Source organism: Cupriavidus sp. GW821-FHT02F09, from assembly GCF_059421605.1.
Genome location: NZ_JBWKVH010000021.1, coordinates 89,083 through 112,947, shown reverse-complemented (window position 1 = coordinate 112,947; position 23,865 = coordinate 89,083). Strand labels below are relative to the sequence as shown.

The 23,865-nt window shown below is 66.0% G+C and carries 23 protein-coding genes; 17 read left to right on the top strand and 6 right to left on the bottom strand.

Annotated features, from left to right (window positions below):
* The first annotated feature begins 94 nt into the window (after positions 1 to 94).
* From AC07XB_RS22700 to AC07XB_RS22685, 4 genes are all read left to right on the top strand, one after another.
* Positions 95 to 1,993 carry an MFS transporter gene (locus AC07XB_RS22700; protein ID WP_174422768.1) on the top strand — a complete coding sequence of 633 codons (1,899 nt, stop codon included), beginning with the start codon at positions 95 to 97 and terminating at the stop codon, positions 1,991 to 1,993.
* Positions 1,994 to 2,015: 22 nt separating this feature from the next.
* A complete protein-coding gene (locus AC07XB_RS22695; protein ID WP_492374746.1) occupies positions 2,016 to 2,735 on the top strand; it encodes a glutathione S-transferase C-terminal domain-containing protein in 720 nt (239 codons plus the stop codon).
* An 87-nt stretch (positions 2,736 to 2,822) separates the two neighbouring features.
* Positions 2,823 to 3,941 (top strand): chorismate synthase, encoded by a 1,119-nt coding sequence (gene aroC / locus AC07XB_RS22690; protein WP_492374745.1) that lies wholly within the window; start codon positions 2,823 to 2,825, stop codon positions 3,939 to 3,941.
* Between the two features lies 1 nt (position 3,942).
* Complete coding sequence (locus AC07XB_RS22685) at positions 3,943 to 5,169, top strand: MFS transporter (protein WP_492830874.1); 1,227 nt, start codon at positions 3,943 to 3,945, stop codon at positions 5,167 to 5,169.
* Positions 5,170 to 5,199: 30 nt separating this feature from the next.
* Here AC07XB_RS22685 and AC07XB_RS22680 read toward each other — a convergent pair whose 3' ends face one another.
* Both AC07XB_RS22680 and AC07XB_RS22675 read right to left on the bottom strand, forming a co-directional pair.
* The gene (locus tag AC07XB_RS22680) at positions 5,200 to 6,306 is read right to left on the bottom strand and encodes an NAD(P)/FAD-dependent oxidoreductase (RefSeq protein WP_492374743.1); all 1,107 of its coding nucleotides are present in this window, start codon (positions 6,304 to 6,306) and stop codon (positions 5,200 to 5,202) included.
* Positions 6,307 to 6,410: 104 nt separating this feature from the next.
* Positions 6,411 to 7,109, bottom strand: a complete 699-nt coding sequence (locus tag AC07XB_RS22675; RefSeq protein ID WP_492374742.1) for a FadR/GntR family transcriptional regulator — start codon at positions 7,107 to 7,109, stop codon at positions 6,411 to 6,413.
* Between the two features lie 305 nt (positions 7,110 to 7,414).
* Here AC07XB_RS22675 and AC07XB_RS22670 point away from each other — a divergent pair, with 305 nt between their 5' ends.
* On the top strand, positions 7,415 to 8,305 hold the full coding sequence (locus tag AC07XB_RS22670) for a flagellar brake protein (protein WP_492830873.1): 891 nt from the start codon (positions 7,415 to 7,417) through the stop codon (positions 8,303 to 8,305).
* A 148-nt stretch (positions 8,306 to 8,453) separates the two neighbouring features.
* Positions 8,454 to 8,915 (top strand): hypothetical protein, encoded by a 462-nt coding sequence (locus AC07XB_RS22665; RefSeq protein ID WP_492374740.1) that lies wholly within the window; start codon positions 8,454 to 8,456, stop codon positions 8,913 to 8,915.
* 56 nt (positions 8,916 to 8,971) lie between these two features.
* Here the strand turns inward: AC07XB_RS22665 and AC07XB_RS22660 are convergent, their stop codons facing one another.
* Positions 8,972 to 10,657, bottom strand: a complete 1,686-nt coding sequence (locus AC07XB_RS22660; protein ID WP_492374739.1) for an electron transfer flavoprotein-ubiquinone oxidoreductase — start codon at positions 10,655 to 10,657, stop codon at positions 8,972 to 8,974.
* 347 nt (positions 10,658 to 11,004) lie between these two features.
* Here AC07XB_RS22660 and AC07XB_RS22655 point away from each other — a divergent pair, with 347 nt between their 5' ends.
* The 6 genes from AC07XB_RS22655 (at position 11,005) to AC07XB_RS22630 (ending at position 16,671) form a co-directional block, all read left to right on the top strand.
* Positions 11,005 to 11,790 (top strand): SDR family oxidoreductase, encoded by a 786-nt coding sequence (locus AC07XB_RS22655; protein WP_043345010.1) that lies wholly within the window; start codon positions 11,005 to 11,007, stop codon positions 11,788 to 11,790.
* 318 nt (positions 11,791 to 12,108) lie between these two features.
* The gene (locus AC07XB_RS22650; RefSeq protein ID WP_492374738.1) at positions 12,109 to 12,717 is read left to right on the top strand and encodes a TRAP transporter small permease; all 609 of its coding nucleotides are present in this window, start codon (positions 12,109 to 12,111) and stop codon (positions 12,715 to 12,717) included.
* Positions 12,714 to 14,018, top strand: coding sequence for a TRAP transporter large permease (locus AC07XB_RS22645; protein ID WP_492374737.1), 1,305 nt, complete (start codon positions 12,714 to 12,716; stop codon positions 14,016 to 14,018). Before AC07XB_RS22650 ends, AC07XB_RS22645 begins: the two co-directional genes overlap by 4 nt.
* 69 nt (positions 14,019 to 14,087) lie before the next feature.
* Positions 14,088 to 15,116, top strand: a complete 1,029-nt coding sequence (locus tag AC07XB_RS22640) for a DctP family TRAP transporter solute-binding subunit (protein WP_492374736.1) — start codon at positions 14,088 to 14,090, stop codon at positions 15,114 to 15,116.
* A 238-nt stretch (positions 15,117 to 15,354) separates the two neighbouring features.
* Positions 15,355 to 16,059: a DUF2968 domain-containing protein gene (locus AC07XB_RS22635; protein ID WP_174422757.1), complete on the top strand. Its 705-nt coding sequence runs from the start codon at positions 15,355 to 15,357 to the stop codon at positions 16,057 to 16,059.
* Positions 16,060 to 16,269: 210 nt separating this feature from the next.
* Positions 16,270 to 16,671: an acyl-CoA thioesterase gene (locus AC07XB_RS22630; protein ID WP_492374735.1), complete on the top strand. Its 402-nt coding sequence runs from the start codon at positions 16,270 to 16,272 to the stop codon at positions 16,669 to 16,671.
* 10 nt (positions 16,672 to 16,681) lie between these two features.
* Here AC07XB_RS22630 and AC07XB_RS22625 read toward each other — a convergent pair whose 3' ends face one another.
* Positions 16,682 to 17,227 carry a PAS domain-containing protein gene (locus AC07XB_RS22625; protein ID WP_492374734.1) on the bottom strand — a complete coding sequence of 182 codons (546 nt, stop codon included), beginning with the start codon at positions 17,225 to 17,227 and terminating at the stop codon, positions 16,682 to 16,684.
* Positions 17,228 to 17,400: 173 nt separating this feature from the next.
* Here AC07XB_RS22625 and AC07XB_RS22620 point away from each other — a divergent pair, with 173 nt between their 5' ends.
* Together AC07XB_RS22620 and AC07XB_RS22615 are read left to right on the top strand one after the other, a co-directional pair.
* Positions 17,401 to 18,102, top strand: a complete 702-nt coding sequence (locus AC07XB_RS22620; RefSeq protein ID WP_492830872.1) for a CoA transferase subunit A — start codon at positions 17,401 to 17,403, stop codon at positions 18,100 to 18,102.
* A gap of 11 nt (positions 18,103 to 18,113) precedes the next feature.
* Positions 18,114 to 18,752, top strand: a complete 639-nt coding sequence (locus tag AC07XB_RS22615) for a CoA transferase subunit B (RefSeq protein WP_150983922.1) — start codon at positions 18,114 to 18,116, stop codon at positions 18,750 to 18,752.
* Positions 18,753 to 18,825: 73 nt separating this feature from the next.
* Here the strand turns inward: AC07XB_RS22615 and AC07XB_RS22610 are convergent, their stop codons facing one another.
* Positions 18,826 to 19,299, bottom strand: coding sequence for a DUF411 domain-containing protein (locus AC07XB_RS22610; RefSeq protein ID WP_492374732.1), 474 nt, complete (start codon positions 19,297 to 19,299; stop codon positions 18,826 to 18,828).
* Positions 19,300 to 19,325: 26 nt separating this feature from the next.
* Entirely contained in the window at positions 19,326 to 20,102 is a 777-nt protein-coding gene (locus tag AC07XB_RS22605; protein WP_492374731.1) for a 3-hydroxybutyrate dehydrogenase, read from the bottom strand.
* A 202-nt stretch (positions 20,103 to 20,304) separates the two neighbouring features.
* Between AC07XB_RS22605 and phaZc the strand changes: the two genes are divergently transcribed.
* The 3 genes from phaZc to AC07XB_RS22590 all read left to right on the top strand — a co-directional run bounded on the left by phaZc (position 20,305) and on the right by AC07XB_RS22590 (position 23,855).
* Positions 20,305 to 21,192, top strand: a complete 888-nt coding sequence (gene phaZc, locus AC07XB_RS22600; protein WP_492374730.1) for a 3-hydroxybutyrate-oligomer hydrolase PhaZc — start codon at positions 20,305 to 20,307, stop codon at positions 21,190 to 21,192.
* A gap of 62 nt (positions 21,193 to 21,254) precedes the next feature.
* Positions 21,255 to 21,617, top strand: a complete 363-nt coding sequence (locus AC07XB_RS22595; protein WP_416048153.1) for a RidA family protein — start codon at positions 21,255 to 21,257, stop codon at positions 21,615 to 21,617.
* 15 nt (positions 21,618 to 21,632) lie between these two features.
* Positions 21,633 to 23,855, top strand: coding sequence for a RelA/SpoT family protein (locus AC07XB_RS22590; protein ID WP_492374729.1), 2,223 nt, complete (start codon positions 21,633 to 21,635; stop codon positions 23,853 to 23,855).
* Positions 23,856 to 23,865 lie beyond the last annotated feature (10 nt).

Genomic DNA, 23,865 nt, shown 5'->3' with positions numbered 1-23,865 from the left:
GCACCCTCCTGGGGCGCGCCCATAGTCCGTACAAGTGGTAAATGCCGCGCAACGACGCGGCATCTTTTTGAGCCGACTGCGACATGAGCGCTACATGAGCCAACAAAACCAATTCCGTCTGCTCCGCACGCGCCGCTTCGCGCCCTTCTTCTGGACCCAGTTCCTGGGCGCCATGAACGACAACCTGTTCAAGGTCGCCTTCACCTCGCTGGTCACCTACCATACGGCCCTGTTCGACGGTGTTGACGCCAAGAGCGCGGCGTTCCTGATCTCAGCCATCTTTATCGCACCGTTCGTGCTGTTCTCGGCCACCAGCGGCCAGATCGCCGACAAGATCGAGAAGTCCCGGCTGATCCGGCTGGTGAAGACGCTGGAAATCGCCATCATGCTGCTGGGGCTGGCGGGTTTTGCCATGCATAGCGCGCCCTTGCTCTACACGGGCACCTTCCTGATGGGGTTGCACTCGACGCTGTTTGGCCCGGTCAAGTTCGCTTACCTGCCGCAGCACCTGGACGAGACCGAACTGGTGGGCGGCAACGGCCTGGTGGAGATGGGCACCTTCGTGGCCATCCTGCTCGGTACCCTGCTTGGCGGCGAACTGGCCGGCCTGACCCATGGCGAGAAGATCGTGGGGCCGTTCTATGTCGGCGCAGCTTGCGTGGTGCTGGCGCTGGCCGGCCGCATGGTGTCCGCGCGCGTGCCGGACTCGCCGGCGCCGCAACCTGACCTGCGCATCAACTGGAACCCGTTTACCGAGACCTGGCGTAACCTCAAGCTGGCGCGCACCGACCGCACGGTGTTCCTGAGCTTGCTGGGGATTTCCTGGCTCTGGTTTTTGGGCGCGACCTTCCTCACCTCGTTTTTCAGCTTTGCCAAGGACGTGCTGGGCGGCGACCAGAACGTGGTGACGCTGCTGCTGGCGGTGTTCTCGCTGGGCATCGGCACCGGCTCGCTGCTGTGCGAGCGGCTGTCCGGTCGGCATGTCGAGATCGGCCTGGTGCCGTTCGGCTCGATTGGCATGACGGTGTTCGCGGTCGACCTGTTCTTTGCCAGCAACGGCGAGCAGCACAGCGAACTGTCCGGGCTGGCCGGCTTTGCCGCCGACCCGCGCCACTGGCGCGTGCTGATCGACCTGTTCCTGCTGGCGATGTTCGGCGGCTTCTACAGCGTGCCGCTGTACGCGCTGATCCAGAGTCGCTGCGCGCCGACGCACCGGGCCCGCATCATCGCCGCCAACAACATCCTCAACAGCTTCTTCATGATCGGCTCCTCGCTGCTGGCGGTGGTGCTGACCCAGGCCGGCTTCAGCATTCCGCAGCTGTTCCTGGTGGTGGGGCTGCTCAACGCGGTGGTTGCCATCTACATCTACTCGCTGGTGCCGGAGTTCCTGCTGCGCTTCATTGCCTGGATCCTGGTGCATACGGTGTATCGCCTGAAGCGCGTCAATGCCGAGCACATCCCGGCCGAGGGCGCGGCGGTGCTGGTGTGCAACCACGTCAGCTTTGCCGATGCGGTGGTGCTGATGGCCGCCAGCCCACGGCCGGTGCGCTTCCTGATGGATCACCGCATCTTCAAGGTGCCGCTGATGTCGTGGTTCTTCCGCCAGGCCAAGGCGATCCCGATCGCGCCGGCGCACGAGGACCCGGTCATGCTGGAGCGCGCCTACGACGAAGTCGCGCGGGCGCTGGCCGGCGGCGACCTGGTCTGCATCTTCCCGGAGGGCAAGATCACGGCCACCGGCGAGCTCAATCCTTTCAAGCAGGGCGTGCAGCAGATCATCCGGCGCACCCCCGTGCCGGTCGTGCCGATGGCGCTGCGCGGGCTGTGGGGCAGCTTTTTCTCCCGCAAGGGCGGCAATGCCATGTCCCGGCCATTCCGGCGCGGCATCCTGAATCGGCTGGAACTGGTCGTGGGCGACCCGATCGCGCCGGAACTGGCCACGCCGGAGGGCTTGCAGCAGGTGGTGCAGGGCTTGCGCGGCGAGTGGCGCTAACGATAAGCGGGAGGCGGCAACCATGATCACGCTTTACACCTTCGGGCCGGCCTTCGGCCTGCCAGACGCCAGCCCTTTCGTCACCAAGGCCGACATGCTGCTCAAGCTCGCGGGACTGCCGTATCGCGCCGCGCAGGGCGGCCTGCGGCGCGCGCCCAAGGGCAAGCTGCCCTATCTCGACGACGAGGGCCGCGTGGTGGCGGACTCCACGCTGATCCGCTGGCACCTGGAGAAGACCTACCACATCGACTTCGATGAAGGGCTGACGCGGTCCCAGCGTGGCACGGCCTGGGCGGTCGAGAAGATGCTGGAAGATAACTTCTACTGGGCTGTGGCCGATGCGCGCTGGAACCACGACGCCAATTTTGCCCGGGGCCCGGCGACGTTCTTCCGCGCCGTGCCCTGGCCGGTGCGCGGGCTGGCGATGCGTTTTGTGCGCTCGAAGATCCGCCGCATCCTGTGGACGCAGGGGCTCGGGCGCCATAGCCCGGCCGATCTGGCCGCGATAGCCAGCCGCGATGTGGCGGCCGTGGCCGATGTGCTGGGTGGCCAGCCCTACCTGATGGGCGACAAGCCTTGCGGCGCCGACGCCACGGTCTTCGCCTTCATGGCCGGCGCGCTGTGCCCGCTGTTCGACACGCCGATCCGCACCGCCGCCGAATCCCACCCCAGCCTGGTGGCCTACGTGGCGCGGATGCGGGAGCGCTTCTATCCGGACCTGCAGGCGGCGCCCGCGCCCTGAGCGCGAGCCGGGGAGGGCCGCAAGGGCGGCAAAAGCCTTACAATGTAGCCCGTTCCCCAATTCTCACGCCCTGCGCGGCCTCCCATCATGTCCGGCAATACTCTCGGCCTGCTCTTCACTGTCACCACTTTCGGCGAATCGCACGGGCCGGCCATCGGCGCGGTGGTGGATGGCTGTCCGCCGGGCATGTCCCTGACCGAGGCCGACATCCAGCTGGACCTGGATCGCCGCAAGCCCGGCACCTCGCGCCACGTCACGCAGCGCCAGGAGCCCGACCAGGTCGAGATCCTGTCCGGCGTGTTCGAGGGCAAGACCACCGGCACGCCGATCTGCCTGCTGATCCGCAACACCGACCAACGCAGCAAGGACTACGGCAATATCGTCGAGACCTTCCGCCCGGGCCACGCCGACTACACCTACTGGCAGAAGTACGGCATCCGCGACTATCGCGGCGGCGGCCGCTCGTCGGCCCGCCTGACGGCACCGGTGGTGGCAGCGGCGGCCGTGGCCAGGAAGTGGCTGCGCGAGCAGTATGGCACCGAGATCCGGGGCTATATGTCGCAGCTGGGCGAAGTCCGCGTGCCGTTCGTGGACTGGGCGGAAGTGCCGGAGAATCCCTTCTTTGCCCCCAATGCGGAGATCGTGCCGGAGCTGGAAACCTATATGGACGCGCTGCGCCGCGACGGCGACTCCGTCGGCGCGCGCATCGAGGTGGTGGCGAGCCATGTGCCGGTGGGCCTGGGCGAGCCGCTGTTCGACAAGCTCGATGCCGATATCGCGCATGCCATGATGGGCATCAACGCCGTCAAGGGCGTGGAGATCGGCGCGGGGTTTGAGAGCGTGAGCCAGCGTGGCAGCGTGCATGGCGACTCGCTCAGCGCCGAAGGCTTCCGTGGCAATAACGCCGGCGGCGTGCTTGGCGGCATCTCGACCGGCCAGGACGTCACCGTCTCGCTGGCAATCAAGCCCACCTCCAGCATCCGCACCCCGCGCGAATCCATCGACAAGGCAGGCCAGCCCGCCACGGTGGAAACCTTCGGCCGCCACGATCCCTGCGTGGGCATCCGCGCCACCCCCATCGCCGAAGCCATGCTGGCGCTGGTGCTGATGGACCATGCGCTGCGCCACCGTGCCCAGTGCGGCGACGTCAAGGTCGATACCCCGCGCATTCCCGCCCAGTCGCCGCAGTCCGGCCCGTCGCGCTGAGTTGGCGCAGGCGGAACAACACGCCCGCGCCGCGGGTGCCGGGCGCGTCTCCGAGACGCGCTTTGGCCTGTTTTATCTTGGCTACTACGGCTACGTCGGCGTCATCTCCCCCTATGTGAGCCTGTTCTTCGCCGGGCGCGGTTTCTCCCCGGTGCAGATCGGCGTGCTGATGGCCTGCTTCCAGGTCAGCCGCATCGTCGGCCCGTATTTCTGGGGCTGGCTGTCCGACGTGATGCATACCCGCGTGCGCCTGCTGCGCCTGGCCGCCGTGACATCCTTGCTGGCGTTCCTGATGGTGCCCGGCGTCACCAGCTACGGCGCAATGATGGCGATGATGATCGGGCTGAACCTGATCACCAGCGCCATGTCTCCGCTGGGCGACGCGCTCACCATCTCCACGCTGCGCCGCTACGGCGCCTTCGATTACCGCTACGGGCGCATCCGCATGTTCGGCTCGGCCGGCTTTATCGCGGCCGTGCTGATGGGTGGGGCGCTGTTCGAGCACTACGGCATGGAGGTGTTCCCGTGGCTGGCGAGCGCCATGCTGGCGCTGTTCCTGGTGGTGGTGTTCGGCATGCGCGATGCGCCCGAGGACGGGCCGCGCGTCAAGCCGCCGCCGGCGCTGCCGCTGCTGCGCCGTCCCGATGTGAGCTGGTTCTTCGGCTCGGCGTTCCTGATGATGTTCGCCCACGCCGCGCTGTACGTGTTCTATTCGCTGTACCTGGAGCAGCTTGGCTACAGCAAGTTCGCCATCGGCGTGATGTGGACCATCGGCGTGGTGGCCGAGATCGTTTTCTTCTTTTACCAGGGGCGGTTGTTCGCAAGCGTGCCGTTGCGCACCATCCTGGCCGGCACCTTCGTGCTGGCCGCGATCCGCTTTGGCCTGACCGGCTACTTCGCCCAGTTGTCATGGCTGATGGCGCTGGTGCAGGTCCTGCACGCGGCCACCTTCGGCGCGCACCATAGCGCCAGCCTGAAACGCCTGCAGCGCTGGTTCTCGGGTCCTTTGCAGGGGCGTGGCCAGGCGCTTTACACCGGCCTTTCCTACGGCCTTGGCGGCACCTGCGGCGGGCTGGCGATGGGGTGGACCTGGAAGGCGCTCGGGCCCGCGCACACATTCGGGCTGGCGGCACTAGCGGCGGCGGGCGGCGCACTGTGCGCGTTCATGACGTTCCGTACGGAGGCGGCGTCCGACGCCAAGGCGGATGCCGCCACGGCCGGGCGCTGACGCGCGCCGGCATTTGGATCGTTCAGGGCTTCACAGCAGGCTTGCCACGTGCTCGGCCAGCGCCAGCGACGAGGTCAGCCCGGGCGACTCGATGCCGAACAGGTTGACCAGCCCCGGCACACCATGGGTGGCTGGGCCATCAATGCGGAAATCCGCCGCGGGCTCGCCCGGCCCGCTGATCTTGGGGCGGATGCCGGCATAGCCCGGCTGCAGCGCGCCGTCGGCCAGTCCCGGCCAGTAATTGCGCACTTCACCGTAAAAGCTGTCGGCATCGGCCGGGTCCACGCCGTACTCGATCTCGTCGATCCAGCGCACATTGGGGCCGAAGCGCGCCTGGCCGCCCAGGTCGATCGTCAGGTGCACGCCCAGGCCGGCGGCCTCCGGCACCGGGTAGATCAGGCGCGAGAAGGGGGCGCGCCCGGCCAGTGTGAAGTAGCAGCCTTTGGCGTAGTACTGCGGTGGAATATGTGCGGCGGGCATGCCTTCGATGCTGCGCGCCAGCGCCGGCGCGGTCAGGCCGGCCGAGTTGATCACGGTGCGGGCCAGCAGCGTGGTGCCGTCCGCCTCGTCCTGGCTGCCCACGTCGAGGCGGATGCCATCCGGCATCACGGCGCCGCCGGCCACGGGCGACTGCACCGCCAGCATGGCGCCGGCGTTCTCGGCGTCGCCCAGCAAGGCCAGCATCAGGCCATGGCTGTCGACGATGCCGGTGGACGCAGAGAGCAGGGCGGCGCGGCATTGCAGGTTTGGCTCCAGCGCCTGCGCCTCGGCCTGGCTGAGCAACTGCAGGTCATGCACGCCATTGGCCGCGGCCTTGGCCCTGATGCCTTCCAGCGTGGCGACCTGGGCCTCGGTGGTGGCTACGATCAGCTTGCCGCAGCGCTGGTGCTGGATGTGGTGCGAGGCGCAGTAGTCGTACAGCATGGCCTTGCCGCGCACGCACATCGCGGCCTTGAGCGAGCCGGCCGGATAGTAGATGCCGGCGTGGATCACTTCGCTGTTGCGCGCGCTGGTGATGGTGCCGAAGGCGTTCTCGGCTTCCAGGATGATGACTTCGCGGCCCTGCATGGCCAGTTGTCTCGCCACGGCCAGGCCCACTACGCCCGCGCCGATTACCACGCAATCTACTTGTTCCATTGTCGTTCTCTGCTGATGCGGCCGGCACCTGTCAGGCGGTACGTGCCGCGGGTCCCTGGATTGTGTTGTGCCGTGGATAGGCCCTGCGCTCTGCGCGCCAGGGCTTAACGCAAAGTCAGCCCCATGCGCTTGGCTGCCGCGCCGAGGTGCCTGCGTGCGGCCTGCCGCGCCGCGCTGGCGTTGCCGGCGGCAATGGCCTGCACCAGCGCGGTGTGCTCGCTATCCGCGCCCTGCGAGCCGCCGCGAAAGCGGGCGGCGTTTTCCCAGGCGGTTTGCCGCGCCGCCAGCATGTGCTGGCCAACAAAATCGGTCAGGCCGGTGAAGCAGGGGTTGTGCGCGGCCTGCGCGATGGCGTGGTGGAACGCCACGTCGGCGGCTGCGGCGCTGGTGAAATCTTCGGCGTGCTCGCGCATCGCGGCCAGCGCGGCGTGGATGGCTTGCAGGTCCTCGTCGGTGCGGCGCAGCGCGGCCATTTCGGCGCAGGCGCATTCCACCACCATGCGCAACTCGAATAGCTGGGCCGGGGTCGGACCGCCTTGCAGTTCGGGGGCCATGCGCCATACCTGCCCGCCGGGCGTGTCCGATACATAGGCACCCGAGCCTTTGCGCGTGACCAGCAGCCCGTCCGCCTTCAGTTGTGCAATGGCCTCCCGGACGATGGGGCGGCTCACGCCAAAGGTCTCGCCAAGGGCGGCTTCGGCCGGGAGCCGGGCGCCGGCGGCAAAGCGGCCCGCTGCGATGTCGGCGCGCAGGGCGTCGGCGATACGTGCGGCAAGCGAGGCGGGGCGGCTTAGGATGGTCATCGATTAATATGTAAGGCTGTCAGACAGATTGTGGCGAGATTTTGCGAGGAAAGCGAGACGGCGTCAAGGCATGCCTGCCCCCTTGGCTGTCCGATTGTTCTCAAGGTTTTCCAGGTATGCGCCGATAGCAAACTGGATGGGATGCGCTATTCACTTGCTACATCGCGGCGCCTGGAGGCAGCCGCGCCAGCCGCTCTGTGCACTGAGCGCCTCGCTAGGTGGTGGCCGGGACGACCGTTTCTGCGTTCCCGTAGCCGCCGTTGGATCTGCCACGCCCGCTGCCCGGGCGTTCACCGGTGCTAACCATGATTGCACTCACCCCTAACGATCTCCCCGTCGGCCAGCCCTTGCCTTGGTCCTTGCTGGACGAGGCAGGCAATCTCGTGCTCGGCAGCGGCAGCGTGATTCCCGAGGACCGCGACGTCGCCCTGGTGTTTCGCCATGGCACTGTGTGCCGGCCGGAGGACGAGCCGGGCGAACCGGGCGAGCCGATGGACAGCGGGCGGCTGACCAGTGCGGGGCCGCTTGGCCTGCAGGTGGGCACGCTGCTGCAGGTCAAATCGCCGGGGCAGACCGGGCGCGCCGCGGCCAGCCGGCTGATCGGATTTGTCGAGCAGGGCCTGTTCGTGACCTGGCCGCAGCTCGGCGGGAAGGAACTGCAGCTCAAGCCCGGCGAGACGGTGTTGCTGCGTGGCTTTTCCGGTCACGCCATCCTCAGTTTCGAGTCGACGGTGACCGCCATCTGCCGCAGTCCATTCCGCTACCTGGTCTTGTCGGCGCCGGCCGAGCCGCAGCAGATGCCGGTGCGCAAGGCGACCCGCGTGCTGACGCGGCTGGCGGCTTACCTAGTGGATCCCGGCAGCACGGACGATGAGGCCGCGGCACAGCACCGGCCTGCCCGCCTGGTGTTGCTGACCGACCTGAGCACTGGCGGCGCGCAGATCCAGATCGCCGGCGCAGTGCCGGCGCCCGGTGCGCCGGTACGCTTGTGCTTCCATCTGCGCACCGCCGCGCTGGACAGCGAGATCATGGTCGACGGGGTGGTGCGCAACGCGTTGCCTGCCGAGGGCGATGTGGAGTTTCCCACGTTCGGCGTTGTGTTCGAAGCCCTAGGCGAGCGCGAGCTGACGCTGCTCCAGTGCTTTATCTATGAGCAGTTGCTGGCCAATGCCAGCATGCAGGTCACCGCCGCGTGAGAGGGGGCGGCGTTTGGAGTCATCCTGCTAACACGGATTCTTGCCCGAATCACGCTTCCCGTCTCTACTGTCCCCTGCGAGAAGATCCGGCACGGCATGCTGGCATTGTGGCGGGCCGGTATCCCGATTCCTGCCACAAGGAGACATCATGAAGCGTTTATCCCGCCTTGGCGCGCAATTGCGCGCGCCCATCCTGGCAGCCCTGCTAGCCATTGCCATGCCAGCCATGGCTGATATCGCGCAGGGTGGCAGCCAGGCGAGTGCTTTGTCGATGGACGAACGCGCGCTGGGACTGGAAGATTTTTCGAGTGGAACCAAGCCAGTTAGTGCCGACGCCGGTGCCGACGGCACACGCCTGCTGGTCGGGATGTCGCCCCTGGACGTGGCCTCGGCCACCGCCCTCGGCAAGCCGCGCGAGGCGGGCGGCATGACGGACGTGGTGCTGGCCCTGATCGACGGGATCGGGCAGGTGCCGCTTGCTGGCCCGGCACTCATCACGCTGATTGCGGGCGTGGCTGATGTGATTGGCTGGTATCAGAGCGTGGCCGACGACAAGCCGCTCTACCATGATTCACTGACGTCGCCCGCAACGTCGAGCCCGCAGGTCTGAGCCCAAAAAAAAAACGGCACCGAACCCGGTGCCGTTGTTCTTGCCATGCGGCTAAGTTACATGCCCACGTAGTTCGGGCCGCCGCCGCCTTCCGGCGTCACCCATACGATATTCTGGGTGGGATCCTTGATGTCGCAGGTCTTGCAGTGCACGCAGTTCTGCGCGTTGATCTGCAGGCGTTCCTTGCCGTCGTCATTCTGCACGAACTCGTACACACCGGCTGGGCAGTAGCGGCTTTCGGGGCCGGCAAACTTGTCCCAGTTGACATTGACTGGGACGCTTGCGTCCTTGAGCGTCAAGTGGGCCGGCTGGTTTTCCTCATGGTTGGTGTTGCTGATGAACACCGAGCTGAGGCGATCGAAGGTGAGCTTGCCGTCCGGCTTCGGGTAAACGATCTGCGGGCACTCGGCGGCCGGCTTGAGGTAGACGTGGTCCGGCTTCTCGCGGTGGATGGTCCAGGGCGGGTTGCGGATGCCCAGCTTGGGCAGCAGCCATTGCTCGATGCCGGTCATCAGCGTGGCGGTGGTGCGGCCCTTCTTGAACCACTGCTTGAAGTTCTTTGCCTGCAGCAGTTCCTTGTGCAGCCAGCTGTTCTCGAAGGCGGTCGGGTAGGCCGTCAGTTCGTCGTGCTGGCGGTTGGCCTGCAGCGCATCATAGGCGGCTTCGGCGGCCATCATGCCGGTCTTGATGGCAGCGTGGCTGCCCTTGATGCGCGAGGCGTTCAGGTAACCGGCGTCGCAGCCGACCAGGGCGCCACCCGGGAACACGGTCTTGGGCAGCGACAGCAGGCCGCCGGCCGTAATGGCGCGCGCGCCGTAGCTGATGCGCTTGCCACCTTCGAAATACGTGCGGATTTCCGGGTGCGTCTTGAAGCGCTGGAACTCCTCGAACGGGGAAAGCCAGGGGTTGGTGTAGTCCAGGCCCACCACGAAGCCCACAGCGACCTTGTTGTCTTCCATGTGGTACAGGAAGGAGCCGCCGTAGGTGGCCGGGTCCAGCGGCCAGCCGGCGGTGTGCACCACCAGGCCTGGCTGGTGCTTGGCGGGATCGATCTCCCACAGCTCTTTCAGGCCGATACCGTAGCTTTGCGGATCCTTGCCGTCATCGAGCTTGTACTTGGCGATCAGTTGCTTGCCCAAGTGGCCGCGCGACCCTTCGGCGAAGATGGTGTACTTGGCGTGCAGCTCCATGCCGAGCTGGAAATTCTCGGTCGGCTCGCCTTCCTTGTTGATGCCCATGTTGCCGGTGGCCACGCCCTTGACCGAGCCGTCGTCGTTGTAGAGCACCTCGGCGGCCGGGAAGCCCGGGAAGATCTCGACGCCCAGGCCTTCGGCCTGTTGCCCCAGCCAGCGCGTGAAGTTGGACAGGCTGACGATGTAGTTGCCGTGGTTGTGGAAGCACTCCGGCAGCAGGGCGGACGGCGTGGCCTTGGAACCGGTTTCGTTGAGGAACAGGAACTTGTCTTCAGCGACCGGTTGGTTCAGCGGGGCGCCGAGTTCCTTCCAGTTGGGGATCAGCTCATTGAGCGCAACCGGGTCCATGATGGCGCCGGACAGGATGTGGGCGCCCGGCTCGGAGCCTTTTTCCAGCACGCAGACATTGACCTCGGTGCCTTTCTCCTGGGCGAGCTGCTTCAGGCGGATGGCGGTTGCCAGGCCGGCGGGGCCGCCGCCAACGATGACGACGTCGTATTCCATGGCCTCGCGGGGGCCGTACTGCTCCAGGAGCTGTTGCTGATTCATTGTCTCTAACCCTCTATTCTTGGCAACTTGCGCGCAATTGTGGGAAATGCCGTGTTCGGTGGTACCGGGGATGCGATGATCGGGCGGAACTTGGGGCAAGGGCGGGGCGGCGCACTCGCCAAATCGTGGCGGCCATGCGCGTTTTTCCTCTTTCCCTTTGTGGCCCGAGTTCTTAGAATCTCCGGCATTGTCCGGGACTCGCCATGGTCAGGCAAGATTTTTTTTGGAACGACCGTTCTTTTTTTTGATATGCTGCCTTCGGTTTCAGCAGGCAGATTTCGCGAGGAGCTCCCGTAGGCCGTGGCCATGGCAGGCGGCGCCGGGGGCTCCCGAACATAGAGGCCATTATGGGTTTGTCGATCAATCTGGAAGGCAAGGTCGCGCTGGTGACAGGCGCTTCGAGCGGTCTGGGCACGCGGTTTGCCCATGTCCTGGCGAGTGCCGGCGCCAAGGTCATCCTGGCGTCGCGGCGTACCGAGCGGCTCAAGGAGCTGCGTGCCGCGATCGAGGCCGAGGGCGGCAGCGCGCACGTGGTGCAGCTCGACGTGACCGACCACGACAGCGTGCGCTCCGCGGTGGCGCATGCCGAGACCGAGGCCGGGGCGATCGACATCCTGGTCAATAACTCGGGCGTCTCCACCACCCAGCGCCTGACCGACGTCACCCCCGACGACTTCGATTTCGTCTTCGACACCAATACCCGGGGCGCTTTCTTCGTGGCGCAGGAAGTGGCCAAGCGCATGATTGCGCGCGCCAAGGGCGCCGAGAAGAACGGCAATCCGCTGCCGCAGTCGCGTATCGTCAATATCGCGTCGGTCGCCGGGCTCAAGGTGCTCTCGCAAATCGGCGTGTACTGCATGAGCAAGGCCGCGGTGGTGCACATGACCAAGTCGATGGCGCTGGAGTGGGCGCGCCATGGCATCAACGTCAACGCCATCTGCCCCGGTTATATCGACACCGATATCAATCACCACCATTGGGACACCGACGCCGGCCAGAAGCTGGTCCAGATGCTGCCCCGCAAGCGCGTGGGCAAGCCCGAGGACCTGGACGGCCTGTTGTTGCTGCTGGCGTCCGACCAGTCGGCATTCATCAACGGCGCAATCATTACCGCCGACGACGGCATGGTATAGCCGCCAGAAGGGGCGGCGCGCGCTTGCGTGCGCCCGCCGGCAGGTTGGCCCTGGCCCGCGCCAAAAACGCCGGCGGGGCGTGCGATTCCCGGTCCCTGGGCTTATCCGGTCCCCTTGGGCACCCTGCGGAATCGATGGCCTGCCGGATTCCCACGGCCAGAAGATTGCCTGTTGGCGCGGCATGGAGCAAAAGTTCCCGCGCGCTCGGCAAGTCTTGGCATAATCCGCCATGTCTTGAGATTAAGTCTTTACATAATTCAAAGAGAAAATCCGTGCGCAGCCAGCGGCGCCGCGCGGACCGGACCGGAGGCCGGGGAGATGCAAGCAGATCGGGAGGGGCGGCGCGATGCCGACCCAAAACACGTCACGGCCATGCCGGATGAGACTGGCGCCAGCCAGCAAGGGGACAGCGGCTTCAAGGTATCGCCGCGAATTGAAGACTGGGTTGGCGTGATCGTCATGGTGCTGCTGGTGTGCATCACCTTCGCCAACGTGGTGGTCCGTTATTTCACCGATGAATCGTTTGCCTGGACCGAGGAATTCTCGGTCTTCCTGATGATCGTGCTGGCCCTGGTGGCAGGCAGCGCGGCCGTGGCGCGCGACCGCAATATCCGCATTGAATTCTTTTTCGATCGTGGCAGCGCGGCGCGGCAGCGGCGCCTGGCAGTGCTGTCGGCGGTGGCCGTTGCAGTCATGTTCATCGCGCTGGCGGTGCTGGGTGCTCGCGTGGCGTGGGACGAATACACGTTTGGTGAGACCTCGCCGGGCATTGGCGTGCCGAGCTGGTGGTACTCCGTCTGGCTGCCGGTGCTGTCCGCCGCCATCGCGCTGCGGGCGCTCGGCGTAGCGGTGCGCAACCTGCGCGCGCTCAAGGCCCTGCATGCCGAGCGCGTTGCCGGCGCAGCAGCTTCGGAGTCCACGCCATGACCCTCATTGCCATTATCCTGTTCGTGGTGTTCCTGGGCTTGATGATGCTGGGCGTGCCGATCGGCGTGTCGCTGGGGCTTGGCGGCCTGGTGGCGATCGGGCTGTCCAACGTGGACACCCAGATGTTCGGCCTGCTGGCCGTGCCGCAGAATTTCTACGCCGGCCTGGGCAAGTACCCGCTGCTGGCGATTCCGATGTTCGTGCTGGTCGGCTCGATCTTCGACCGTTCCGGCGTGGCGCAGCGGCTGGTGACCTTCGCCATTGCCATTGTCGGGCGCGGTCCGGGCATGCTGCCGCTGGTGGCCATCCTGGTTGCCATGTTCCTGGGCGGCATCTCCGGCTCCGGCCCGGCCAATGCGGCCGCGGTGGGTGGCGTGATGATTGCTGCGATGTCGCGGGCCGGCTATCCCGGCGCGTACAGCGCGGCCGTGGTCGGCGCTGCCGCCGCAACCGACATCCTGATTCCGCCGTCCGTTGCCTTCATCATCTACAGCGTGCTGGTGCCCGGCGCCTCGGTGCCGGCGCTGTTCGCCGCCGGCATGATCCCCGGCATCCTGGCCGGCGTGGCGCTGATCGTGCCGGCCGTCTGGCTGGCGCGCAAGCACAATATGGGCGCCATCGAGGCCGGCCTGCCGCGTCCCCCGTTCTGGAAGAGCCTGCGCGAAGCGGCCTGGGGCCTGGTCGCGCCGTTCCTGATCCTGGGCGGCATGCGCGCGGGCTGGTTCACGCCGACCGAAGCCGCCGTGGTGGCGGTGGTGTACGGCCTGTTCGTTGGCATGGTGATCTACCGCAGCATCGGCATGCGCGACCTGTTCGTGATCTTCCAGGAGGCGGCGGAGACTTCCGCGGTGATCCTGCTGGTGGTGGCGCTGGCCGGCATCTTTGCCTACGCGCTGTCCACGCTGGGCGTGATCGATCCGCTGGCCAATGCCATTGCGCATTCCGGGCTGGGCGAATACGGCGTGCTGGCGCTGATCGTGGCCTTGCTGATGACGGTGGGGATGTTCCTCGACGGCATCTCGATCTTCCTGATCTTCGTGCCGCTGCTGCTGCCGATCGCCAATGCCTTTCACTGGAACCCGGTTTGGTTCGGGGTGGTGCTGACGCTCAAGGTCGCGCTTGGCCAGTTCACGCCGCCGCTGGCGGTGAACCTGATGGTTTCGTGCCGGATCGCGCGCGTGCGCATGGAAGAGACCGTGCCCTGGGTGGTGTGGATGCTGCTGGCGATGTTCGTCGCCATGCTGCTGGTGCTGGCCTTCCCGCCGCTGGCGACCTGGTTGCCTGACTACCTGGGTTATTGAGTTATTCGAGGTGTTGACATTCTCGTTGCCCATAAGAAACACACAACAGATCCTGAGAGGAGAGAACGCATGAAACGTCGTGCCCTGATGCTGTCGCTGGCAGCCACCATCGCCGCTGCCGCCCTCGCGCCCGCTGGCGCCATGGCGCAGAGCTACAAAGCCGAGTACAAGATGTCGCTGGTGCTCGGCCCGGCCTTCCCGTGGGGCAAGGGCGGCGAGATCTGGGCCGACCTGGTGCGCCAGCGCACCAGCGGCCGCATCAACATCAAGCTGTACCCGGGTACCTCGCTGGTGGCCGGCGACCAGACCCGTGAGTTCTCGGCGATCCGCCAGGGCGTGATCGACATGGCGGTTGGCTCGACCATCAACTGGTCGCCGCAGGTCAAGGAGCTGAACCTGTTCTCGTTGCCGTTCCTGATGCCTGACTACAAGGCACTGGACGCCCTCACGCAAGGCGAGGTCGGCAAGTCGATCTTCGCGACCCTGGACAAGTCCGGTGTGGTGCCGCTGGCCTGGGGCGAGAACGGCTTTCGTGAAGTCTCCAACTCCAAGCGCGAAATCCGCAAGCCGGAAGACCTGAAAGGCATGAAGCTGCGTGTGGTGGGCTCGCCGCTGTATATCGAGACCTTCAATGCGCTCGGTGCCAACCCGACCCAGATGAGCTGGGCCGACGCGCAGCCGGCCATGGCCTCGGGCGCGGTGGATGGCCAGGAAAATCCGCAATCGGTGTTCGCCGCCGCCAAGCTCTACACGGTGGGCCAGAAGTACGTGACCACCTGGGGCTACGTGGCTGACCCGCTGATCTTCGTGGTCAACAAGCAGATCTGGGAAAGCTGGACGCCGGCCGACCGCGAGATTGTCAAGCAAGCCGCCATCGACGCCGGCAAGCAGGAAACGGCGCTGGCCCGCAAGGGCCTGGTCGAGGCGGGCGCACCGGCCTGGAAGGATATGGAGGCCCACGGTGTGAAGGTGGCGCAACTGACGCCGGCTGAGCACGATGCCTTCCGCAAGGCCACGGCCAAGGTCTATGACAAGTGGAAGAAGCAGATTGGCGTGGACCTCGTGAGCAAGGCAGAAACCTCGATCGCCAAGCGTTAAGCGGCGCGCAGTTGCAGTAGCGTGGGGTGGCGCCAACGCCTCCCCACGCGCCAGTGGGGCTGTTGCGGGAATGGCAACGCCAATCCCGCAATGGTTACAAAACGCGGTCCCTGCTGGGAAGCTTGTTACAATCCGCGGTCGGTGAGGTGCGCGCTGCGCATCATTGCCGTCGGGTAGTGCCGCATGATGCACCCCGATTTCCTGAACCGTATTTCGTCCCTGTCCCAGCCGGAACGCCATGTTGAATAATTCCTGCCGCGCCCCCTTGCTAGCCAGTCTGATTGGCCTGGCCTTGTCGCTGTCCGCCTCCGGTGTCGTGGCGGCGGCCGAGCCCGTGCCGATGTCGGTGGCCCCGGCGCCGCTGACCGCTTCGGGCAGCATGCCGCAGGCCTCGCCGGCTTCCCTGGGGTTGGTGTCGGAGCTGCAGAAGCGCCTGCGTGACAGGTCGGTGCGCGAGCTGCGCACCAGCTACAACGGCGACTACGGCACCACGCTGATGCTTGCTGACGATCAGGTGGTTTGCTATGTGGCGCTGTTTTACCAGAAGAATCTCTGGCGGGTTTTCCGCTTCGAATCGATTGGGGCGGCGGAACAGGCTTACCGCCAGGTAACGCAGCAGAGCGCGGTCTGGGCTGATGACGATATCCGCCGTCAGGTGCTGGCATCGCAAAAACGCGCGTTTGACAAGGCACTGCAAGAAACCGAGGCGCGTGCCAATGCGCTCAATGAAGACGTGCGCGTGATGCAGGCGCAGCGCCAGCGTATCGCCGAAGAGCAGAAGGCGGCGCGCATCGAGGTGCAAAGCGCGGAAATCGAGAGCCGTGCCTCCCGTATCCGCCTGGAGCAGCTGCAGCAGCAGATCCGCCGCATGGAATCGTCCCTGACGGATTCCGGCCTCGCCATGCCCGGCGCGGCGGGCAGCGATCGCCCTGTGCGCCGCTAAGCCATCGTTCTCCTGGTTTTGCCTATCATGCCGGCGGCGTCCGTCGCCGGCATGAACTTGCCTCAACGTCTGAAGGCAGATTCGGATTGGTCCGAGATGAGCATGCTTGGCTGATCGAAGGCCAAGGCAGCCGTCCTCCCGATGTGCCGATGCGTGAACCGTCGCTTTCGCCGATGGAAGCGACCGGCTCCCGGTGTTACGCTCATGCGGATGAAACCCGTATTCACTCTGCGCATGCCCATCCGTTGGGGCGACATGGACGCCATGGGCCATGTCAACAACACGGTCTACTTCCGTTACCTGGAACAGGCGCGCATTGCCTGGTTCGAGTCGCTGGGACATGGCGGCAAGGACCCCAGCGGTTGCGGGCCAGTCATCATCAACGCCCACATGAGTTTCCTGAAGCAGTTGCGCTATCCCGGGGATATCGAGTGCCGGATGTTTGCGGGCGACCTGGGGCGCACGAGCTTCGAGACCCGCATGGAGATCCGCCGCATCGACCAGCCGGACGTGGTGTACGCGCAAGGCGGCGCCAAGGTGGTCTGGTGCGACTACGAGGCCGAAAAATCAGTGCCCGTGCCGCCGGCAATCCGGGCGCTGATGATGGAGTAGGGCGCCGCCCTTAGTGGTTGACCAGGCGTTGCACCAGGTCGACCGAGGTATGGGCGCCGTACTTCTTCATCAGCCTGGCCCGGTAGATGTCCACCGTGCGGGGGCTGATGGAGAGCAGCTTGCCGATCTGCTTGCTGGTCTTGCCATCCACCAGTTGCGCGGCGATATCGCGTTCGCGCGCCGTCAGTTCGGCGGTGACCGGGCGCTTCTGCGATAGGTCTTCGAAGGTCCAGATGCCGGCGCCCAAGGGCTGCAGGCGGTCCAGCGAGCGCCCGGTGACGTGGCACCAGAACAGGTCGCCGCCGGCGCGCTTCATGATGCGCTCGTCGGAGTAGGAGCCTTTGGCGTTCATGATCGGCACGATGCGCGCGCCGGTACGCTCGAACTCGTCTGCGGTGGGATAGAGCACCTGGAACGATTCGCCGATCAGGGCGGCCCGGGTGGTGCCAAAGATGCGGCAGAGCTCGTCGTTGCAGTCCTCGATCATGCGCTCGCGCGACAGCACGAGGCCGACTGGGGCGAGCTGGAAGGCGGTCTGGTAGTCGATAGCGGGCATTTGCTTATGTAATTGTACGTATTGGCGCGGGATGCGACGCTTGCGTATGCTGTCGGACGGTTGGCAACTGGACGATCTCCGTCCGATTGTACCGTTACAATTTCCCTGCGTGACTCGCCGGCATCACCTGGAGGCGGGCGCAATGACAGGAAATCACCGAGGAAGGAGCAAACATGAACAAGGTCTACGCCAGCGCCGCGGAGGCGCTCGCGGGCGTCGTTCGCGACGGCCAGACGATCGCGGTTGGCGGTTTCGGTCTGTGCGGCATCCCGGAGGCGCTGATTGCCGCGCTGCGCGACAGCGGCGCCAAGCAACTCACCTGCATCTCGAACAACGCTGGCGTTGACGGTTTCGGCCTGGGCCTGCTGCTCGCCACACGCCAGATCAAGAAGATGATTTCGTCGTACGTGGGTGAGAACAAGGAGTTCGAGCGCCAGTACCTGGCCGGCGAACTCGAACTGGAATTCACCCCGCAGGGCACGCTGGCCGAGAAGCTGCGCGCCGGCGGCTCGGGCATCCCGGCCTTCTTCACCAAGACCGGCGTGGGCACCATCGTGGCCGACGGCAAGGAAATCCGCGAGTTCGATGGCCAGCAGTACGTGATGGAATGCGCGCTGACCGCTGACGTGGCCCTGGTCAAGGCGTACAAGGCGGACCGCGCCGGCAACCTGGTGTTCCGCCGCACCGCGCGCAACTTCAACCCGATGTGCGCGATGGCCGGCAAGGTCACCGTCGTCGAGGTCGAGCACCTGGTCGATACCGGCACGCTGGATCCGGATGAGGTCCACACCCCGGGCATCTTCGTGCAGCGCATCGTGCTGAACGCCAACCCCGAGAAACGCATCGAGCAGCGCACCGTGCGTGCCGCGGGCTAAGGAGAATCATCATGGCATGGACACGTGACGAAATGGCGGCGCGCGCCGCGAGCGAACTGCAGGACGGCTTCTATGTGAACCTGGGCATCGGCCTGCCGACGCTGGTGGCCAACCACGTGCCGCAAGGCATGGAAGTCTGGCTGCAATCCGAGAACGGCCTGCTGGGCATCGGCCCGTTCCCGACCGAGGCCGAGGTCGACGCTGACATGATCAACGCCGGCAAGCAGACCGTGACGACCCTGCCGGGCTCGTCGATCTTCTCCTCGGCGGATTCCTTCGCGATGATTCGCGGCGGCCATATCAACCTGGCTATCCTTGGCGCCATGCAGGTCAGCGAGAAGGGCGACCTGGCCAACTGGATGATCCCGGGCAAGATGGTCAAGGGCATGGGCGGCGCGATGGACCTGGTGGCTGGTGTCGGCCGCGTGGTGGTCCTGATGGAACACACCGCCAAGAAGAAGGACGGCAGCGAGGACATCAAGATCCTGGCGTCGTGCGCGCTGCCGCTGACCGGCGTGGGCGTGGTCAATCGCATCATCACGGACCTTGGCGTGATCGACGTGACCGAAGCCGGCTTGAAGCTGGTGGAGACCGCGCCGGGCGTGAGCCGCGAAGAGATCCAGAGCAAGACGGGCGCTCCGCTGCTCTGATACGCGCTGTCGCAATGAAAAAAACCCCGCGAGCTTGCGTTCGCGGGGTTTTTTATTCTCAGCGCCGGGGGCTTCAGGTGCTGCGCTTGTTGTAGCTGGCGAAGACCGATGCGCCGCCATCCGCGCGGACCAGCAGGACATCGAACGGGTCCTTGCGCTTACCCTGTTCCATGCCTGGCGAGCCAACCGGCATGGCGGGCACGGCCAGGCCCACGGCCTTGGGCTTGCTGGCTACCAGCCGCCTGATGTCGGCGGCCGGCACATGCCCCTCGATCGCATAGCCTGCGATGCGGCCGGTATGGCAGGAGCCGAAGCGCTCTGGCATGCCGAAGCGGGCGCGATAGACGCCGGTGTCTTCCACGTCGCGCACGGTCACGGCAATGCCATTCGCGCGCAGGTGCTCGACCCAGCCCTCGCAGCAGCCGCATTGCGGGCTCTTGTACACCTCGATGGCGAGCGGGGCGGCAGCGGCGCTGGCACCGGCGCGCAGCCCCAGCGAGGCGGCGGCGCCCAGGGTCAGGGCGCGCAGAACGTGGCGTCGCTGCATGCTCCGTGCCTTTGTGTTCATTGCGCTCATTGCGCCACCCAACCGCCATCCATGTTCCAGGCCACGCCGCGCACCTGGCGGGCCGCATCGCTGGCCAGGAACACGGCCAGCGCGCCGAGTTCGTCGGGCGTGACGAACTGGCCGGAAGGCTGCTTCTCGATCACCAGCTCGTGCTTGGCCTGCTCCACGGGAATGCCGTCCTTCTGCGCGCGCGCTTCCACCTGCTTTTGCACCAGCGGCGTCAGCACCCAGCCCGGGCAGATCGCATTGGCGGTCACCCCGGTCTGGGCGGTTTCCAGCGCGGTGACCTTGGTCAGGCCGACGATGCCGTGCTTGGCGGCTACGTAGGCGGATTTTTGCGCGGAGGCCACCAGCCCGTGGGCGGAGGCGATATTGATGATGCGGCCCCAGTCCTTGCGCTTCATGCCAGGCAGGGCGAGGCGGGTGGTGTGGAAGGCGGAGGTCAGGTTGATGGCGATGATCGCGTCCCAGCGCTCGGGCGGGAAGTCCTCGATATTGGCCACGTACTGGATGCCGGCATTGTTGACGAGGATGTCGGCGCCGCCGAATTCCGCGTCGGCGTAGCGCATCATGTCTTCGATCTCGGCGGACTTGCTCATGTCCGCGCCGTGGTAGCCCACGCGAATGCCCGCGCCGGCCTGCGCGATCTCGCGCTCGGCGGCTTGCGCATCGCCGAAGCCGTTGACGATGATGTTGGCGCCCTGGGCGGCCAGTGCCTGTGCGATGCCGAGCCCGATACCGCTGGTGGAACCCGTGACCAGTGCCGTCTTGCCTTTAAGCATGTTTGCCCTTTCGTCGGAGTGCTTTGCACGTTGGAGTTGGACTGCGCGAGGGACCCGTCGCGCGCCAGCGGCAAAGGCATGGCGGCGAGAACCCCAATGCTGTGGCATTGTAACTGCTGCAGCGTACAATCCAGCTTTGCCCAACCCGGGCGCCACCATGCCGGCGGCGCCGTTCTCGCTACCGTATTGCCAGGGAGTTCAGATGTCGTCAGTCAGTCCGCGCCTCGGCTTCGTCCAGTGCATCAGCCCGGCGGGCCTTCACCGCATGGCCTATCACGAATGGGGCGATCCCACCAATCCCCGGGTGCTGATGTGCGTGCATGGCCTGACGCGCACCGGCCGTGACTTTGACACGGTGGCCGCCGCCTTGTGCGGCGAGTACCGCGTGGTGTGCCCCGACGTGGTCGGGCGCGGCCGCTCGGACTGGCTCGCGGACCCGCGCCGCTACGTGGTGCCGCAGTACGTGTCCGATATGGTCACCCTGATCGCTCGGCTCAATGTCGAGCAGGTCGACTGGTTCGGCACCTCGATGGGCGGGCTGATCGGCATGGGGCTGGCTGGCCTGCCCAAGTCGCCGGTGCGCAAGCTGCTGCTCAACGACGTGGGCCCGCGCATCGCCGCCTCGGCGGTGGAGCGGATCGGTGCCTACCTGGGCCTGCCGGTGCGCTTCAAGACCTTCGAGGAAGGCCTCGCCTACCTCCAGACCATCAGCGCGTCTTTTGGCCGGCACACGCCCGAGCAATGGCGCGAGCTCAATGGCGCCATCCTCAAGCCGGTGCAGGGCGCCGAAGGCCTGGAATGGGGCTTGCATTACGATCCGGCGATGGCGCTGCCGTTCCGCGAGACCACGCCCGAGCAGGTGAGCGCGGGCGAGGCGGCGCTGTGGCAGATGTTCGAGGCCATCCAGGCGCCCACGCTGGTGGTGCGCGGCGCGCAGTCCGATCTGCTCACGCGCGAGACGGTGGCGGAGATGGTGGCGCGCGGACGCAACGTGACTTCCGTGGAAGTGCCGGATGTGGGGCATGCCCCGACGTTCATCGATCCCGCGCAAGTGGCCATCGCCAAGCAGTTTTTCCTGGGCGCGGGCTGAAGCGAGAGGCGCTGGCCGGTCCCGATGATTTTGATGTTTTACCCGACGACTAAAGTATTGCCATGAGTACCAATGAACTGAAGCGCGCCCACGTGGGCAAGCGCCTGTCCGAATACGCGATCTACAACGGCGTGGTCTACCTCGCCGGCCAGGTGCCGGAAGTCGATCCCGGCGCGGACCTGCGTGGCCAGACCGGCGAGGTGCTGGGCCATATCGAGCGCCTCTTGAACGAAGCAGGCAGCGACAAGAGCCGGATTCTCTCGTGCCAGATCTTCCTCACCGACGTCGACCAGATCGGCATCATGAACGAAGTCTGGGACGCGTGGGTGGTGCAGGGCCATACGCCCCCGCGCGCCACCGTGGAGGCTCGCCTGGCCAATCCGCAGTACCTGATCGAAGTGGTGGTCACCGCCGCGCTCAAGTGAGACTGGGGCAGCGAGATGGTGACGTCGACTGACCTGACCGGGCAGATTGCCGGCACGCCCGATGCCGGGCTGGTGGAGCGCGCCCTGGCGTTCGTGCGCGAGCGCGGCAGCGCTGCGTTGCTGCCCACGGGCGAAACCGTGCTCTCGCATGCCGAGGGCATGCTGCGCATTCTCGACGGCCTGCGCGTCGACGATGCCGCGCGCGCGGCGGCCTGCCTGTTTGCGCTGGCCGCGTTCGTACCTGGCAGCGAGGCGGAAATCGAGCCGCTCTTCGGCGAAGAAGTAGCGGGGCTGGTCAAGGGTGTGCGGCAGTTGTTGCGTATCGGCGCGATCGCGGTGGGCCACAGCGGCGCGCCCGAAACCACCAAGGACGAAATCGCCGCGCGCCAGGAGCAGGTGGAGGCGCTGCGCAAGATGCTGCTGGCCTTCGCGCAGGACATCCGCGTGGTGCTGGTGCGCCTCGCCTCGCGGCTGCAGACGCTGCGCTGGCTGGCGCAGGTCAAGGCGCAGCCGCTGCCGGGGGTCGCGCGCGAAACGCTGGACATCTACGCGCCGCTGGCCAACCGGCTCGGGATCTGGCAGATGAAGTGGGAGCTGGAGGACCTGGCATTCCGCTTCGAGCAGCCCGACACCTACAAGCGCATCGCGCGGCTGCTCGACGAAAAACGCATCGAGCGCGAAGGCTATATCGCCAGCGCCATCGCGCGGCTGCAGTCCGAGCTGGCATCGGCCGAGATCCGAGCCGAGGTGAGCGGGCGGCCCAAGCATATCTACAGCATCTGGAAGAAGATGCGCGGCAAGGAGCTCGACTTTGCCGATCTCTACGACGTGCGCGCCTTCCGCGTGATCGTTGACGACATCAAGGATTGCTACACCGTGCTGGGCATCGTGCACCATATCTGGCAGCCGATCCCGCGTGAGTTCGACGACTACATTTCCCGGCCCAAATCGAACGGCTACAAGTCGCTGCACACGGTGGTGATCGGCGACGACGGGCGCGCCTTCGAGGTGCAGATCCGCACCCAGGAGATGCATCACTTCGCCGAGTACGGCGTGGCCGCGCACTGGCGCTACAAGGAAGCGGGCAGCAAGGGCTATAGCGGCCAGTTCTCCGCCAGCGAACGCTACGACGAGAAGATCGCGTGGCTGCGCCAGCTGCTGGCGTGGAAGGACGACGCCGATCATTCGGTTGCGCACGACGAGTCGCCCTGGGAGCAGCTCAAGCACGCGGCCATCGACGACCACATCTATGTACTGACGCCGCAGGCGCGCGTGGTGGCGTTGCCGCAGGGCGCTACGCCGGTGGATTTCGCGTACTACCTGCATACGGACCTGGGCCATCGCTGCCGCGGCGCACGTGTGGACGGCACCATGGTGCCGCTGAACACGCCGCTGAAGAACGGCCAGACGGTGGACATCATCGCCGTCAAGCAGGGCGGCCCGTCACGCGACTGGCTCAACGCGGAACTAGGCTACCTGGCCAGCCCGCGTGCGCGCGCCAAGGTGCGCGCCTGGTTCAATGCGCTGGATTCGCAAGAGACCATGTCGCAAGGCCGCGCGCTGATCGACAAGACCTTGCAGCGCGAGGGCAAGACCGCTGTCAACCTGGATGACCTTGCCGCGCGCCTGGGCTTCAAGACGCCGGACGACCTGTTCGCCGCGGTTGCCAAGGATGAGTTCAGCCTGCGCCATGTGGAGCAGGCGCTGCGGCACCCCGAGGGCGAAGCCGCGGTGGTGCAGAGCGAGGAAGAGGCCGTCACCAAGAAGAGCCGCGCCACCAGCGTGGCGCGTGGCGCCAAGAGCGGTGTGCTGGTGGTGGGCGTGGATTCGCTGCTCACGCAGATGTCCAAATGCTGCAAGCCGGCGCCGCCGGACGAGATCGTGGGCTTTGTCACGCGCGGGCGCGGCGTCTCGATCCATCGCCGCACCTGCCACACCTTCGGGCAGCTCTCGGCGCGTGCGCCGGAGCGCGTGATCCATACCGAGTGGGGCAAGCGCAGCGATGCCGTCTATCCGGTGGACATCCACGTGGAGGCGATCGACCGGCAAGGGCTGCTGCGTGACATCTCCGAAGTGCTGTCGCGCGAGAAGATCAACGTCACCGGCGTGAAGACGCTGTCGAGCAAAGGCGTCGCGCGGATGCAGTTCACCGCCGAGGTTGCCGAGGCCACGCAGTTGCAGCGCGCACTCGGTTTGATCGAAGATGTGGTGGGGGTCTTGCAAGCGAAAAGAAAGTGATGCTATACTT